A 16,750-nucleotide genomic window follows, 5' to 3' on the forward strand; every position below is an offset into this window, starting at 1 on the left:
ATACCGGGGCAACCGGAGCAACAGGAGATACTGGGGCAACAGGAGCAACAGGAGATACTGGAGCAACCGGAGCGACCGGCGCACCGGCTTTATCTTTTAATAATGCAGCCGGACCAATCTCTGTTTATCCACCGCTAAATACAGAGGTGACAGTTGCGAGTGTTACTCTAAGTGTTACTGCAGGTCAAAATCTTAAAATTGATTATGCTCTTGCTATAAATTTTATTGTTACTGCAAACTGGTCCGTTGCATATGAGGTAAGATTATATAGAGATGGAACTCTAATTAATACTAGACAAAATAATAGACTTGGAACAGCTGCAGGTAATCAAAGGCTTCCAATATCAAGCACGTATGTAGATACAGTTCCTACTACCTCAGCTGCTTCCACCTATAGTATTAGAGTTATTGTAACAACAGCTGTTAATGTTACTTCAGCAGCTACGGGAAATAATATTAATTTAAACATCATATCCTTCTAAAAATGAAACTGTTGTTGCAGTGATAAAATTATATTAATGGCCTTCTGCTCTAATGCAGAAGGCTCTATAAAATAAATGACCTGTATCATTATTTTTTTAGTTCCATATTATATACTGTAATAAATTTTGAAAAGGTGATTATATGATAACTATTAGCCTTTGTATGATAGTGAAAAATGAAGAAGACACAATAGAACGCTGCTTAGAGTCATTAAAGGACTTGGTTGATGAGATAATAATTGTTGATACTGGCTCCAATGATAAAACAAAGGAACTGGTTGAGAAATTTACGTCTAAAATTTATGACTTTCAGTGGATTGATGATTTTTCTGCTGCAAGAAATTTTTCTTTTAGTAAAGCCACTCAAGACTATATTCTTTGGCTGGATGCAGATGATGTTTTACTTCCTGAAGATGTAGAAAGTTTTAAATTGCTAAAAGAAAATTTAGATCCTTCTGTAGACTCTGTAACTATGAAATATAATTTAGGTGTAGATAAATATGGAAATGTAAGCTTAAGTTACAGACGTAACAGATTAGTTAAAAGAACTAATAACTTTAAATGGATTGGTTTTGTTCATGAATATTTATCTGTATATGGAAATATAATTAATAGTGAAATTAGCGTAACCCATAAAAAGATAAAATATACTCCTAAACGGAACCTCGAAATTTATCAAAATAAATTAAAAAAGAGAGCGGAATTTACTCCTAGAGATACACTTTATTATGGAAATGAATTATATGACCATCAAATGTTTGAAGAAGCTATAAAATATTATAATGAGTTTTTAGATTCAAAACAAGGCTGGAGCGAAGATAATATTCGAGTTTGTGGAAAGCTACATGAGTATTATCAATCAATTAATAAAGAAGAAGAGGCTCGAAAGTATAGTTTTAAAAGCTTTGAATATGATACACCAAGAGCTGAGGCATGCTGTAACCTTGGATTCTCTTTTTTAAAAGAAAACAAATTCAATAATGCAGCTTTTTGGTATGAAATGGCTACAAAGCTTGAGAAGCCTAAAGATAGTTGGGGTTTTTTTAATGAGTCCTGTTGGACATGGTTACCTCATTTACAATTGTGTGTTTGCTATGATAGGTTAGGCAATCGCAAATTGGCATATGAGCATAATGAAATCGCTAGCCAATTTGTACCTAATGATGAAAGGATATTGTATAACAAAAAATACTTTAAAAGTCTAGGTTTCAATTGATAACTCAATCAATATAAAGCGAAAAACGGGCCACTTGGAACCCGTTTTTTTACTTTTCTAAGAGAAAAAATTAAATTTAATTGTAATTAGAGTATATTTAAACTTCATTATTCTTTATCTGCTTTGCTACTTCGTTAGCAGCAATCATTCCACTTTGAAGAGCTCCTTGTTGAGAAACATGTTTTTGTGAGATATGCTCTCCTGCGAAAAATAATTTATTTTCCATTTCAGGAACAGTTACAGAATAAGAAAAAAGTGTTTTATCCTCTGGTTTTGATAGTGCTCCTGCAGCCCATATATATTGTACATCAGACCAGATCAATGACTTATAGTCAATAAGATTGTCATCAATATAATGAGGAGGAAGCTCATGGATTTTTTCTATATATTTTATAACATCACTAATCTGTAATTCAGGGCTTTCATTACCTAATCTCACTGCGTTCTGACACCAGCTGTAAGTAGCAAGTAATACACCTGCTTCATCAGAACTTTCGACAGATTTTAATGTCCATTTTCCGCATTTATCTGGTACAGGTTTTGCATGATCTGATGGGTAATAGATTGCAACTAATGGAAGATCTGTAAAAGAACATCCACCTAATATCTTTTTTGATGTACTACCCATTTCCCAAAACCTTTCTTTGAGATATAGATATATTTTGTGTGCTATTTCATAGTTCATTTCATTTATAGCCTGCATCTTAGTGTTTGTAAGAAGAGGTTTTATTTCAATTCTTCTTAGACTTGAGAATGGTATAGCACATATTACATAATCGAATTCTTCCAATGTTTCTTTATTATTTCCACTATCTTTGCATTTAAGTATAACTTTATCTTCTGATGAAGAATTATATATTCCACTAACAGGTGAACCCATTTTTATTTCTATTTTTCCTAGTTGTTCCTTACCAATACCTTTATAAGCTTCTTCGTTTTTATCACAAAGTGCTTCATATAAGGAATAAGGTAAATTAATCATGCCATCGGTAATACGATAATTATATTCAAAATCTGCTGTATAATATTGCTGAAGCATTTCAGTAAGACTTAAACTAAAAAACTGTTCCTTGCCTTCCAAATATCCTAGCATTGATATCATGTCCTGACTAATATCTGCATTCTCATATGCATTTCTATAACTTAGTTTATCTATTTCTGTTATACTCTTTGAATACTCAGACTTGACTTGGATTAATTCCTTCCTTAATTCTAATGGAAGAGAACCTAAATATTTTTTATATAACTTTTCTTGGAGTTCAAACCATGCTTTCTTTTTCTCAATTTGGCTCAAATTAAACTTAGGATATATATTACTTTCCACGCTTTTACCTTTAGCATCATTAACTGCTCGTTCACCTTTAACATAAAACAGAGCATTATCGTTATGACTTACAAAAGGACTTGTATCAAGTTTAAAAAGATTTATATAGTGCCAGGTAGTCTCATGAGACACTGGTATACTCATTGCTCCAAATTCGCCAAAATGTTTTTTGTTTCTATTAAAGTAATGAGTATATATCCTTCCTCCTATTCGATGGCTTGCCTCAAATAAAGTAACGCTACAACCTATTTTTCTAAGTTCAAAAGCAGCAGCTAATCCAGCCTCTCCAGCTCCGATTACAGCTACTTTAATGTTTTTAGCACACTCCATTAGACAAATTTTTGTTATATCTTCTGGTGGACTCATTAAATCTATTATATTATTTAGATCTTCTGATCTGTTCTGCATCTTAAGTATATATTTAAGCATCTCGTATCGTTCACAGTCACTAGGATTGTTTATTTGATAAGGATAGTTTAAATTATTACAGGAATTCATAACTTTCACATCCTAATGTTTTTTTATTACATATATAATTATATATGTACTGCATCCTTAACTTTATATTATCTTACTTTGTAAATCTTCATGAGTGCTTCAACTAGTTTTTCTATATCTTCAGAAGTATTAAAATACCCAGGGCTTACTCTAACTGTACCAGCATGTTCCGTACCAATCACATCATGTATTAAAGGTGCACAATGGTAGCCTGTTCGCACAGCAATTCCCATATCATTCAATTTTTCTCCAACAATAGAGGCATCTATTTCATCTATATTAAAGGAAATAACCGCGGTTCTATGACTTATAGAATGACTTCCATAAACTTTTACATAAGAGAGCTTTTTTAGTTCTTCCAATAAATGTGATGTTAATTCTTCTTCACATTTTTGGATGTTAGCTGTTCCAACTTTCTTAATGAATTTTATACCTTCGCATAGACCAGCGATACCTGGTGTATTCAGTGTTCCACTTTCAAACTGATCCGGTACAAAATCTGGTTGAACCATAAAGTGAGAATTACTTCCTGTTCCACCTTCTTTAAAATTCTTTAATTTTACGCCATCTCGTATAAATAAACCTCCTGTTCCTTGTGGACCGAACAATCCTTTATGTCCAGGAAAAGCTAATAGATCAATATGAGAACTTTCCACATCAATAGGAACAGACCCGGCACTTTGAGATGCATCTACCATGAACAAAATGTCATTTTCTTTAGCAATCTTACCTATAATATCAATGTCTTGAATGCTTCCAAGTACATTTGATGCATGATTAATTATAATCATTTTTGTATTTTTCTTTATTGTTTCCTGAATATCATTAATATTTACATACCCGGCTTTATCAACGCCTACTAAAGTCACATCTATACCTTTTTCACTCAGCGAATGAAGGGGCCTTAAAACAGAATTGTGTTCAATTACGGTACTAATGACATGATCTCCTTTTTCTAGAGCGCCTTTAATTCCTACATTTAATCCTTCTGTAGCATTGCTTGTAAAAATTAAGTTAAAAGGGCTAGGAATATTGAAAAATTGACATATTTCTTCTCGCGTTTCCATGATTTTTAAAGCTGCTTTTACGGACATATCATGGGAACTTCGTCCTGGATTGGCAGCATAGTTTTCCATACAATTTAGAACTTCTTCATAAACTTGTGATGGTTTTGGAAAGGATGTAGCTGCATTATCTAAGTAAATCATATAGGTAAGCCTCCTTATTAAATTTATAACTTAAATAAATATTATGCAGTATATTACAATAAGAAATATAAATCATGAAATCAAAAGTGAGAATGTTATTTCTTATTATACATAATATTCAAAATAGCAAAGTCTTGTGAGTGTTTATAGAAATATAAAAAATTGCGTAATATTAACGGACAGAAATTTTAAGTCATATATAGCCTATAAATTCAAAACAAATAATTTTAATTACCATATTAATATTATTTACATATCATAATATAGAAATTGAAAGTTTAATATGCATTTGGGATTATGTACTATAGAAAAAGGAGGCTATTTAGTTGACGTTAGGGTTATGTATGATTGTTAAAAATGAAGAAAAAAATTTACCACGATGTCTTGAAAGTGTAAAAGACATTGTGGATGAAATAATAATTGTGGACACTGGCTCTACAGATTCTACAGTTGAAATTGCTGAGAGCTACGGGGCAAAGGTGCTACTTTATAAATGGGATGACAGTTTTGCTAATGCAAGAAATTTTTCTCTCCAAAAGGCTTCGAAGGATTGGATTTTAATTATGGATGCTGATGATGAGCTTAAAGAAGATGATAAAGATAAAGTAATTCATTTAGTTAATGATAAAAACAGTGATGTAGATGTTTATTTTGGAGAAACCTTAAGTTATGTTGGAGATGCTCCAGGTTCTGACATATATACAAATTTAAATGTAAGATTTATTAAAAACGGAAAAGGAATTAAGTTTAAAGGAGATATCCATGAACAAATTATATTTGAAAATAAAAATAATGCACGATTAGTAGACGTAAGATTTTATCACTATGGTTATTTAAATAAAACTGTAGAAGTGAAAAATAAAAGGAAAAGAAATATGCAAATCATTAAAAAAACACTAGAGGATAATCCTAAAGATAGTTTTATGCTTTATAATATGGGTACAGAATATATGGCACTAGGAAACTTTTCAGAAGCATTAAATTATTATAAGAAAAGCTATGAAGATTTTAATCCTGATTTAGTAGCATTTAATTCTAAACTTATATTGAAAATGATTTATTGCTATGAAGTTTTAGGTGAATTTAAGGAAGAAATTGAATTAATAAATGAGGGATTAAAGTATTATCCTGAATTTACTGAGCTAGAATTTCGTAGAGCAATGGTATTTTATAACAGAAAAAAATATGATATGGCTATTGAAGCCCTTAATAAGTGTATAGATATGGGTGAACCACCAGCAGTATTCAGAGATCTTTCAGGCGTTGGAAGTTATAGAGTATATTACTTGCTAGGAGCAATTTATTTTGATATGGAAAATTATGATGAGTCCTATAAATACTTGGATAAAGCGTTAAAATTGAATTGTAAGTTTACTGAAGCTATTCTTAAAATATCTCAAATAATGTTCATAAAAAAATTTTCTGTAGATGAAATAGAGTTAAAACTTACAAACTATTTTAATGGAACTGTAGATGAAAATACCAATTTATTGTTATCAGATATATTTTATAATAAAGATAAGTTTGATGTTGCTTATAAATATGCAGAGAAAGCAGAAAAGTATAAAATAAATTCAGCAAAAGTAAATTATTATAAAGGAGTCTTATTATTTTATCAGAGAAGATTTAAAGAAGCATTAGACAGTTTATCTAAAGTTGAAATAGGGAATTTTTATAATAATTCTATTTATTACAGCATATTGTGTGAAATATTTAATAATCAATATAATCATGCAGATAGCTTATTAGATATAACTAAAAAATTCAATGAAAATGAGAAAACTGCAGTTTATAAGACATTTAAAGATATAATGCAAGGAAATAAATATAGTCCAATTTCAGAGGATAAGGAAGATTCTGTTGAATTTTTAATTCCAATATTTGATTTATTAGAAATGATTTTGAAATCAAATAGTTTTGATGAATTTAAAAAAGCAGTACAACTCCTAAATCTTATTAATGATGATAGTATACTATTATTGCTAGGAAAGCTATATTATAGAAGAGGGTATTTTGAATTTGCATATAAGGAATTTATAAGGTCAATAAAAATATACGAAAAAATAGATATAGAAGCTCTTGAAATGATGAAGTTAATTTTAATCTATAAGGAAGTATAGAAATAAGAAGAGAGAGGTGTTTTAAAATAATTAAATTATTTAAAATAGCTTCTCTTTTTAAATGTATAGAAAAACATAAAATTTTTAGTCTAAAAATAACTTGTAGTGCAAGAGGTCTTATATATAATAAATATTTAATCACATAATTTTAAAAAGTGCATAATTTAAAGTAGGGATATGAAAATCCCTTCTAAAGATTAAAAATTAGGAGTTGATATATATGGCTACTTTAGATTTTGATACACCTCAAACAGCTACTCTTCAACAGTATGTACTTTCAGGTACTGCACCTGCTGCAACTTTAGATTTAGGAGTACAAATAGTAGTTACTAGAGCTGATAACAGCACTGAAGGATATTATTTGGCTAAACAATATGCTTATACAGTTATTACAGCTGTTACAGATACTGTATATATGCCTATTATACCTCAACTAAGTGGAACCGAAGCTGTAACGGCTACTATTGTAGGAACAGACATTTCAGGCTGGAGCATAATAGCATAATAGGTATAGTTTTTTACAGTTGGAGTTATAAACCTCCAACTGTTTTATTAAAGTATTGGAGGTTATGGAATGGCTAGTGTTATAATTCCGGCTACTAAGAGTCTTACAATAACAACTAAATATCCTAGTAAAAGTCTAAATGGAGACACAATAGCAGTAGGTTGTGATGGAACATATAAGTACTACAGCTATTTGTTTTTCGACATTTCTTCAATACCTTGTGATGCTTTAATATTAAGTGCAGAACTTGTATTGTTTAAAACTGATGATTTTTATTGTGATTGTGATAAAATATTTTCTATAAGTCCGCTTTGTGACTACTTTAGCAGCTATACAAGTTATAAAAATCAGCCAGATGTAATATTTTATATTAAAAAAAATTTTTATCCCTTAACTTCAAAAGTGGCAGTAACAGTGAATATTAATCCTATTATTTCATTGTGGGTAGAAAATAAGTTAATAAATAAAGGTATTGCTTTATATTATGAAAAAAATAAAAAAGTTGTTGCAAATTTCGGTTCCTCAAAGAGCAAAGATGAATATACTATACCTTTTATAAACGTAAATTATGAAAAGAAAAAAGTAAAGTGTGAGGAAGATCCTAATAAAAATAATGCTACAATAAGAGAGGTAAGAGTTATAGGAACTGTAGGAGCACACTCCACGTATGATTCAGTTGTAAATCTCCAAGTAACTAGGCAAAATGGAAATAAAGACAACTACTATGTGGCAGATGAATATGTTAATCCATCTGATAGTCCAAAGCATATAGATAAAACATATAATATTGCTGTAATACCAAAAGAAAGTAATGGAGATCAGGAGGAGATGACTCTATATGGAGCATATAGAGATTAATGATATAAAGTTTTATACTTATAATTTATATATAATAAAGTAAACAACTAACTTAAAATTAATACTTTAAAGTTAGTTGTTTTTTATTTTCTAATAGTTTCTTGATTTAGGTGAAGTTTATAACATACATATATCCAGTATTCTTTTAATGTTTAATAAGTTTGAAAATGGTTTTAAAAGCTAATAATATACTGTATAATAAAAAACGTATGGCGAAAAGTATGTAATTTTGAAATAGGAGAGATATAATATGAAAACAATAGAACTGCTAGCACCTGCAGGAAGTATAGAAAGTTTATATGCAGCGGTACAGGCAGGAGCTGATGCAGTGTATTTAGGAGGAAACAAGTTTTCTGCTAGGGCATATGCATCGAACTTTGATGATGAAAATATGATTAAAGCAGTTAAGTACTGTCATTTATATAATGTTAAGATATACATAACTATAAATACTATTCTAAAGGAAAGTGAAATAGATGAAGCACTGAAATATGCTAAATTTCTATATGAAATTGGTGTTGATGCTATCATAGTACAAGATATTGGATTTGCAAGTTTAGTTAAAAGTCAATTGCCAGATTTTGAATTGCATGCTTCTACTCAAATGACAGTTCATAACGGTGACGGGGCTTTACTCTTAAAAAACCTTGGATTTGAAAGAATAGTTCTTTCAAGAGAACTCTCAATAGATGAAATAAGATATATATCCAAAGATTTAGGAGTAGAAACAGAAATATTTATTCATGGAGCACTTTGTATTTGTTATTCGGGTCAATGCTTAATGAGTAGTATGATTGGTGGTAGAAGTGGTAACAGGGGAAGGTGTGCACAGCCTTGCAGACTCCCGTATACAATTATTGGTAAAAAAAGCATGTCTGAGAAAAAGGGTTACATATTGAGCCCTAAAGATATATGTACCGTAGAAAATATAAAAGAAATAATTGAAAGTGGTACAGCTTCATTAAAAATAGAAGGAAGGATGAAAAGGCCGGAATATGTAGCTGGAGTAGTTCAAGTATATAGAAAAGCAATTGATGAATACTATAAAAATATGCCTAGTAACAATTTTAATTTAGAAGATGAAAAGAAAAAACTTATGCAATTATTTAATAGGGAAGGGTTTTCTAAAGCGTATCTGTTCGGTAATATTGGGAAAGATATGATGGCCTACTCATTTCCTAAAAATACAGGAATTGAACTTGGGAGGATTCAAAAGGATTTAACATTAGTTTTAAAAGAAAACATATCTATAAAAGATGGAGTTAGAAATGGTGATGGTGGTTTTACTGTTTCAAAGATACTGAAGAATGGAAAAGAAGTTGAAGATGCTTTTAAAGGAGAAAAAGTAAAGTTACTACCTGGTGAATATAAAAATGGAGATACTTTACACAAAACTTCAGATTTTAAGCTTTTAAAAAAGCTGGAAGCATTTTATAAAAATGCCTTTGAAAGAAAAATAAATTTAAAACTTAAGGTTAAATTTAAACTTAATGAGCCAATAAAATTATCTACAGTATACAAAAGCAATGTTTTTGAAGTAGAAGGTGAAATTGTTAAAGAAGCTATTAAAAGACCTTTAAATGAGGAGAGAATTGTTGAAAGCTTAAGTAAAACTGGAGATATCCCATTTAAATTTTCAGATGTAGAGTTTGTGAAATTTGAAGAGGGATTTTTACCTGTATCAGCTATAAATGAAGTACGAAGAAAATTATTAGGTAAGATAGAGGAGTATATATTAGTTAATGATACTAAAGATTCCTTGACAAAATCAGAGAAAAGTAAAATTATCTTAAAAGAAAATCATAATAACGGATTGGAAATCAATACTAGGATGGATAAATTGAAATTTCCTGATACCATGGTATTTTTGAACAGTGAGGAACATATTAATGCATTTCTTGAATCAGATTTTCAACACGCGGTTGTTAATCCGTTTTCTAACTTAAATTTGAATTATTTAGAAATGCTAAAAGCTAGAAAGGTGTTTTTAAAAATTCCTAATATAGTAAAATCAGAATTCAATTATGTATGTAATTATATAGAAGAAAATATTCCTGATATAGAAGGAATAATAACTGCTAATTTAGGAATAATTAATAAGTTTAATGAGAAAACAAATATTTTAGGAGATTATAAGCTAAATATATTTAATAGCTCTGCCTTAAGTTTTTACAATAAATTTTTATGTGGAAACTGTCTAAGTGTTGAATTAAATAGAAAAGAGATACTGGATATATTAAAAAAGTGCAAATCTTCTATGCAGGTGTTAGCTTATGGAAAAGTTGAGCTTATGATAAGTGAGTATTGTCCTATTGGAAGTGTTTTTGGTGGTAAGAATACGTGTAAGGAATGTAATGGGGTTTGTAGAAGAGATGAGTTTGTCTTAGAAGATAGAAAAGGAGAAGAATTTATTCTAAAAACTGATAAGTTTTGCAGAAGTTATATTTATAATAGTGTTCCTACAAACTTAATATCTAATCTTAAGGAATTAAAGTCAATGGGAATAGAATCTTATAGAATTGATTTTATTGATGAAAATTATCATCAAGCTAAAAGAGTTTTAGAATCTTTTAAAAAAGAAAAATGGGAAGAGGATTTTAGCAAATTTACAAGAGGGCACTACAAAAGGGGTATAGAATAATAAATATTTTTGTATAGCATAGCTTTTGATGAAAAGGTGGTTATTTAATATGAATGATAGAGCTTTAAAAATTTTAGAGTTTAATAAAATAAAGGAAAAATTAAAGAAATATAATGTTACTAGTGCAGGTAAAGATTTAGTAGATATTCTAAGACCATATGATAACATATATGAGGCAAAGGAACATTTGGAGGAAACAAAGGAAGCCTTTAAATTACTAGTTACTAAAGGAACTCCACCCTTTGAAGGAGTTCATGACATTAGAAGTGGAATAAGTATGGCAGAGAAGGGATCTACCCTGATGCCAGGTCAACTATTAAAAATAGCGGCAGTACTTAGGACTTCAAGGAAGTTTATAGACTACATATCTCACAAGGAAGAGGAAGAGTCTTTTAGAGTGATAGAAGATATATGTCAGGGGATTGTACCGCTAAAAAATCTTGAGGAACAAATATTTATAGCAATAGAGAGTGAAGATGAAATTTCCGATAGAGCTAGCTCTACGCTTTATAATATAAGAAAATCACTAAAGGATAAGAATGCATCAGTAAGAGAAAAAGTCAACTCTCTTATAAGAAGCTATTCAGCGTATCTTCAAGATAACCTGTATACTATGAGAGGAGATCGATATGTTCTTCCTGTTAGAACAGAGCATAAAGGATCAGTACCTGGTCTTGTTCATGACCAAAGTTCCAGTGGTGCTACACTATATATTGAACCTATGAGTTTAGTTAATTTAAATAATGAAATTAAAGAGCTTATGCTTAAAGAAAAAGCAGAAATAGATAGAATCTTAGCTGAGCTTTCAGGCAAAGTTTATGATAATATAACAGCAGTTAAGAATAACGCTAATATTGTATGGGAACTTGATTTCATTTTTGCAAAGGCTAAGTATGCTAGTGAATTAAATTGTACGGCACCAATAATTAATGATGAAGGAATTGTTGATATTATTGAAGCAAAGCATCCTCTTATTGATAGGAAAATAGCAGTGCCAATGAGCATGTATTTAGGAAGAGAATTTACTTCTTTGGTTATAACAGGTCCTAACACTGGTGGAAAAACAGTTACTTTAAAGACAGTAGGCCTTTTACACATTATGGCGTTAAGCGGTCTTATGATACCAGCTAGAGAAAACTCTACTGTAAGTTTCTTTAAAGAAGTATTTGCAGATATAGGGGATGAGCAAAGCATTGAACAAAGTTTGTCAACCTTTTCATCCCATATGACTAATATAGTAAATATCATAAATAAAGCAGATAATAAATCATTGATACTATTTGATGAGCTTGGTGCAGGAACTGACCCTACAGAGGGGGCAGCATTAGCAGTATCCATATTAGAGCACCTGAAAAAAAGAGGATGCAGGATAGTAGCTACGACTCATTATAGTGAACTTAAGGTATATGCTTTAAAAACGGAAGCTGTTGAAAATGCTTCTGTTGAATTTGATGTTGAAACCCTAAGACCTACATATAGACTTTTAATTGGAGTCCCAGGAAAATCCAATGCCTTTGAGATATCAAAGAGACTAGGGTTACCAGAGTTTATAATAGGTGATGCAAAAGAAAGTATTGCTAGTGAGGCACTCAAATTTGAAGATTTAATACAGAATCTTCAAGATAAAAGTATTAAGGCTGAAAATTATGCAAGAGAAACAGAAATATTAAAGTTTGAAGCTGCAAAAATAAAAGACAAGTATGAAGAAAAAATGTATAGCCTAAATAATGCAAGGGAAAAAGCTTTAATTGAAGCGCAGAGAGAAGCTAAAAAAATCATCAAAGAAGCTAAGGAAGAATCAGATCAAATTCTTAAGGAAATGAGAGAGCTTGAGAGAATGGGATATGCTTCAGATGTAAGACAAAAGTTAGAGGAGAGAAGAAGAAAACTTAAAGAAAAGCTTGAAAACACTGAGGATAAAATAAATAATAATGAAGATTCTGGAGAAGAATTAAAATCTGTAAAGGAAGGAGAAGAAGTTTTCTTACCTTCCTTAAATCAAAAGGTTATTGTGCTATCAAAGCCTGATAACAAAGGAGAAGTTCAAGTTCAGGCAGGTATTATGAAAATAAATGTTAAGTTTAAAGATCTAAGGGCTTCTAAAGGTCAATCAAAATCAGAAAAAAAGATGGTAAAAAGAGAAACAAAATTAAATTTAAGAGCTGTTCCAACTTCTGTAGATTTAAGGGGGATGGATTCAATAGAAGCATCTTATACTGTAGATAAATATTTAGATGATGCTTATATGGGTGGTTTAAAGGAAGTTACTATTATTCATGGTAAAGGTACGGGAGTTCTTAGAAATGCAATGAATGATATGCTTAAAAGACACACTCATGTTAAGAATTACAGATTAGGAGAATATGGTGAAGGTGGAACAGGGGTTACAGTTGTAGAGTTGAAATAAAAAGAGGTGTTAATATGATTTTGGTGAGTGCTTGTTTATGTGGAATCAATACTAAGTATGATGGTGGAAATAATTTGGACGAAAGAGTATTGAAGCTTCTAAGAGAAGGAAAAGCTATACCTGTTTGTCCGGAGCAGTTAGGGGGGCAAAGTACTCCTAGAGCTGCACATGAAATATGTAATGGAACTGGGGCAGGTGTATTGGACGGTAATGATAGAATCTTGGGTCCAGAGGGTGATGATGCTACAGAAGAGTTCCTAAGAGGAGCAAATGAGACTCTTAGGATAGCAAAAGAATGTGGTGCTAAAGTCGCCGTTTTAAAAGCAAGAAGTCCTTCCTGTGGATTTGGTAAGATTTATGATGGAACTTTTACGGGAAGTAAAGTAAAAGGAAATGGTGTAACCGCAGAGCTTTTAAGGAGAAATGGAATTAAGATATATACTGAAGAAGATGAAATTAGCAATTTGTAAATTCTTAATTTGATTATATAGAGAACCACGGCCGACAGTTAACTTATACTATGAGAATTATCGGTAATAATTGGGAGATGCAAACATATTTCTAGAGGACAATTGACAAAGGACATAGGACAGTGAAGGTAAGTTTTCTTCCTTACGTCAGAAAGCTAATTTATTTTTTAGGCTTGTTTTGTGAGTGTAAAACATAGCTTATTCAAATACTCAGAAAGTAGAAATTTCTTTTAAATTAAAGATTTTTCGTAGTGTTGCGGAGAAAAATCCTCCTTTACTGTCCTATGTCAATTGTCCTCTGTCCTCTAAAAAAATATTTAAGTTGTGTTAACTGTTACCAATAAATATTTTTTATAAGTTAAGTGTCTGTTTTGGTTATCTATATAAGTCTACTTTTCGATATGAGTATATTCGGTATGAGTATATATGTAGTACAATTTTAAAATAACTGTTGAGATTTAAAATTAATAAACTATAATTAATATCATAAGACTAAATAACTAATGATATTTGTAAATGGTATACGCTATTTATAAATAATTAAGAAGGGGGAGAAACAAATGAATTACAAAGAAGTATTAAAAAATGCCCGTGAGAATTTAAATGGAAGCTGTAGAGTATGTCCAGTATGCAATGGTAAAGCTTGTTCAGGAGAGGTACCAGGCATGGGTGGAAAAGGAACAGGTGATGCTTTTTTAGCCAATGTAGAATCCTTAGACTCATATAAATTAAATATGAGAGTTATACATGATGCTAAAAATCCTGATACTTCAATTGAATTGTTCGGCAAAAAGATGGAAGTTCCAGTATTTGCAGCGCCTGTATCAGGAACTACATTAAATATGGGTGGTAAGTTTACAGAAGAGGAGTACATATCCTGGGTAATCGGAGGATGTTTAGATGCTGGTATTTATCCTATGGTAGGAGATACTGCTGTAGATTCATTCCTTATAACAAATCTAGATCAATTAAAAAAGTTTAATGGAGAAGGAATTGCTATAATAAAGCCTTGGGAAAACAGTAATGTAATAAAGAAAATTAAACTTGCAGAAGAAGCAGGAGCTTTTGCTGTTGGAATGGATATTGATGCCGCAGGTCTTATAACTTTAGCACTTCACGGAAAGCCAGTTGGACCTAAGACTGTGGAGGAGATCAAAGAAATTGTAGATAGCACAAAACTTCCTTTCATATTAAAAGGAATAATGACAGCGGATGAAGCAGAACTTGCTGTTAAAGCTGGTGTTGATGCAATTGTAGTATCTAACCATGGAGGAAGAGTGTTAGACCAAACTCCAGGAATTGCAGATGTACTTCCAGAAATAGCTCAAGCAGTTAAAGGAAAAGTTACAATACTTGCAGATGGTGGAGTTAGAACTGGTGTAGATGTTCTTAAACTATTGGCATTAGGAGCTGATGCAGTATTAGTCGGAAGACCATTTGTAACAGCATCCTTTGGTGGACAGCAAGAGGGCGTTAAGCTTTATATAGATAGCCTAAAAAGCGAGTTGAAATCAGCTATGGTATTGACAGGATGTAAGAGTGTAAAAGACGTTAGTGATAGAATTTTATATTAGTGATAGATAAACAAGAGTTAGAGTTAAATAGTTTAACTCTTGTTTTTTTACTGTCTAAATTATTAGGTTTTAATGTAAAAGCTATTATATTTTATAATAAATGTGTGTTAATTATAAAAGTTTTAAATCTTTAGCAATATAACTATGCATTGTAAATAGCATATGCTGGTGATATAATTAGTGTGGTGTACAAAATATTTAGAATATTTGATTTTCTAAATATTGAGGCACAGTTTTTTTGGAAAAGATTAATATAATTTTAGGAGGAGAAATTATGGTGAAAAAGTTAGACGAAATTTTGAGTTTAGCTAAATCAAAAGAGAAAAAGACTTTGTCTGTAGCAGTGGCTCAGGATAAGGAAGTCCTAAGTGCGGTTACTGAAGCTGTTAAACTTGGAATAGTAGATGCGATTTTAGTTGGTGACGAAAATAAAATAAAAGAGATAGCTAAAGAAAGCGATCTATGCTTAGATAACATAAAAATTGTAGACGAAAAGAATGTACTAAAAGCTGCAGCAAAGGCTGTTGAATTTGTAGCATGTGGGCAGGCACACTACATAATGAAAGGTATGTTAGGAACAGCAGATTTATTAAAAGCAGTTTTAAATAAAGAGGCAGGTTTAAGAGGCAAAGGATTACTTTCTCATGTTATGGTATACGAAGTTCCTACATATCATAAGCTTATTTTCTTAACAGATGGAGGTATGGTACCATATCCTACTTTAGAAGATAAAATAGGTATTATAAATAATGCTATTAAAGTAACACATAAATTAGATATCCCTGTACCTAAAATAGCACCGATCTGTGCTGTAGAGGTAGTAAATCCAGGAATGCAGGCAACTTTAGATGCATCTGTGCTTAGTCAGATGAATAAAAGAGGTCAAATAAAAGAATGTATAATTGATGGTCCTTTAGGCTTAGATAATGCTATATCGAAAATAGCTGCAGAACATAAAGGAATTGTAAGTGATGTTGCTGGAGATGCAGATATACTTTTAGTTCCAAATATTGAATCAGGAAATTTCTTAGGAAAATCAATGACTTATTTTGCAAAGGCACAAAGTGCAGGTGTTATTATGGGAGCAAAGTGTCCCGTAGTTCTAGTATCAAGAGCTGATAGTGCTGAATCAAAGCTTTATTCAATAGCACTTGGATCAGTAATTTCATAAAGTGTCTGGATTATTTTTATAGATATAGGCAAACACGGACGAAAGTTTATTTATACTCCGGTATATGTTTCCAAGCTTCAGCACTATAAAAACTTTTTATCAATCTAAAGCTTAGTATTTTGAAAATCTAAGAACATCTGATAAACTCGTACCTCAAACATATCAGAAGTCCTAAGATTTTCTAAAATACTTCGCCAACATTGATTAAAAAGTTTTTATATGTGCCTTCAGCTTTGGAAACATATCCCTGCGTATAAATCAACTTTCTGTTTTGGG

11 protein-coding genes and 1 pseudogene are annotated in these 16,750 nt (G+C 30.9%); 10 read left to right on the top strand and 2 right to left on the bottom strand.

Annotated elements, in window-relative coordinates; all coding sequences use genetic code 11:
- Positions 1-482: pseudogene (locus I6U48_RS26985) on the top strand (hypothetical protein); the annotation flags it as partial.
- A 142-nt stretch (positions 483-624) separates the two neighbouring features.
- Positions 625-1,698, top strand: a complete 1,074-nt coding sequence (locus I6U48_RS26990) for a glycosyltransferase (protein WP_218323610.1) — start codon at positions 625-627, stop codon at positions 1,696-1,698.
- A gap of 97 nt (positions 1,699-1,795) precedes the next feature.
- Here the strand turns inward: I6U48_RS26990 and I6U48_RS26995 are convergent, their stop codons facing one another.
- Positions 1,796-3,520, bottom strand: a complete 1,725-nt coding sequence (locus tag I6U48_RS26995) for a flavin monoamine oxidase family protein (RefSeq protein WP_218323611.1) — start codon at positions 3,518-3,520, stop codon at positions 1,796-1,798.
- Positions 3,521-3,588: 68 nt separating this feature from the next.
- Positions 3,589-4,728 carry an aminotransferase class V-fold PLP-dependent enzyme gene (locus tag I6U48_RS27000; protein WP_218323612.1) on the bottom strand — a complete coding sequence of 380 codons (1,140 nt, stop codon included), beginning with the start codon at positions 4,726-4,728 and terminating at the stop codon, positions 3,589-3,591.
- A 326-nt stretch (positions 4,729-5,054) separates the two neighbouring features.
- Here I6U48_RS27000 and I6U48_RS27005 point away from each other — a divergent pair, with 326 nt between their 5' ends.
- From I6U48_RS27005 to I6U48_RS27040, 8 genes are all read left to right on the top strand, one after another.
- Complete coding sequence (locus I6U48_RS27005) at positions 5,055-6,848, top strand: tetratricopeptide repeat-containing glycosyltransferase family 2 protein (protein WP_218323613.1); 1,794 nt, start codon at positions 5,055-5,057, stop codon at positions 6,846-6,848.
- Positions 6,849-7,068: 220 nt separating this feature from the next.
- The gene (locus tag I6U48_RS27010; protein WP_218323614.1) at positions 7,069-7,353 is read left to right on the top strand and encodes a hypothetical protein; all 285 of its coding nucleotides are present in this window, start codon (positions 7,069-7,071) and stop codon (positions 7,351-7,353) included.
- A 69-nt stretch (positions 7,354-7,422) separates the two neighbouring features.
- Positions 7,423-8,211, top strand: coding sequence for a DNRLRE domain-containing protein (locus I6U48_RS27015; protein ID WP_218323615.1), 789 nt, complete (start codon positions 7,423-7,425; stop codon positions 8,209-8,211).
- 250 nt (positions 8,212-8,461) lie between these two features.
- On the top strand, positions 8,462-10,852 hold the full coding sequence (locus I6U48_RS27020) for a U32 family peptidase (protein ID WP_218323616.1): 2,391 nt from the start codon (positions 8,462-8,464) through the stop codon (positions 10,850-10,852).
- Positions 10,853-10,901: 49 nt separating this feature from the next.
- The gene (locus I6U48_RS27025) at positions 10,902-13,259 is read left to right on the top strand and encodes an endonuclease MutS2 (protein WP_218323617.1); all 2,358 of its coding nucleotides are present in this window, start codon (positions 10,902-10,904) and stop codon (positions 13,257-13,259) included.
- A 14-nt stretch (positions 13,260-13,273) separates the two neighbouring features.
- Positions 13,274-13,729 (top strand): 2-thiouracil desulfurase family protein, encoded by a 456-nt coding sequence (locus tag I6U48_RS27030; protein ID WP_218323618.1) that lies wholly within the window; start codon positions 13,274-13,276, stop codon positions 13,727-13,729.
- 560 nt (positions 13,730-14,289) lie between these two features.
- On the top strand, positions 14,290-15,303 hold the full coding sequence (locus I6U48_RS27035; RefSeq protein WP_218323619.1) for an alpha-hydroxy-acid oxidizing protein: 1,014 nt from the start codon (positions 14,290-14,292) through the stop codon (positions 15,301-15,303).
- 274 nt (positions 15,304-15,577) lie between these two features.
- On the top strand, positions 15,578-16,474 hold the full coding sequence (locus I6U48_RS27040) for a phosphate butyryltransferase (RefSeq protein ID WP_218323620.1): 897 nt from the start codon (positions 15,578-15,580) through the stop codon (positions 16,472-16,474).
- Positions 16,475-16,750: the final 276 nt, after the last annotated feature.

Source organism: Clostridium thailandense (assembly GCF_019207025.1).
Taxonomy (GTDB): domain Bacteria; phylum Bacillota; class Clostridia; order Clostridiales; family Clostridiaceae; genus Clostridium_AM; species Clostridium_AM thailandense.

Coding starts and splice junctions, on each gene's coding strand:
- I6U48_RS26990 (WP_218323610.1), top strand. CDS start 625: ATGATAACTATTAGCCTTTGTATGATAGTGAAAAATGAAGAAGACACA.
- I6U48_RS27020 (WP_218323616.1), top strand. CDS start 8,462: ATGAAAACAATAGAACTGCTAGCACCTGCAGGAAGTATAGAAAGTTTA.
- I6U48_RS27025 (WP_218323617.1), top strand. CDS start 10,902: ATGAATGATAGAGCTTTAAAAATTTTAGAGTTTAATAAAATAAAGGAA.
- I6U48_RS27030 (WP_218323618.1), top strand. CDS start 13,274: ATGATTTTGGTGAGTGCTTGTTTATGTGGAATCAATACTAAGTATGAT.
- I6U48_RS27015 (WP_218323615.1), top strand. CDS start 7,423: ATGGCTAGTGTTATAATTCCGGCTACTAAGAGTCTTACAATAACAACT.
- I6U48_RS27040 (WP_218323620.1), top strand. CDS start 15,578: ATGGTGAAAAAGTTAGACGAAATTTTGAGTTTAGCTAAATCAAAAGAG.
- I6U48_RS27000 (WP_218323612.1), bottom strand. CDS start 4,728: ATGATTTACTTAGATAATGCAGCTACATCCTTTCCAAAACCATCACAA.
- I6U48_RS27010 (WP_218323614.1), top strand. CDS start 7,069: ATGGCTACTTTAGATTTTGATACACCTCAAACAGCTACTCTTCAACAG.
- I6U48_RS27035 (WP_218323619.1), top strand. CDS start 14,290: ATGAATTACAAAGAAGTATTAAAAAATGCCCGTGAGAATTTAAATGGA.
- I6U48_RS26995 (WP_218323611.1), bottom strand. CDS start 3,520: ATGAATTCCTGTAATAATTTAAACTATCCTTATCAAATAAACAATCCT.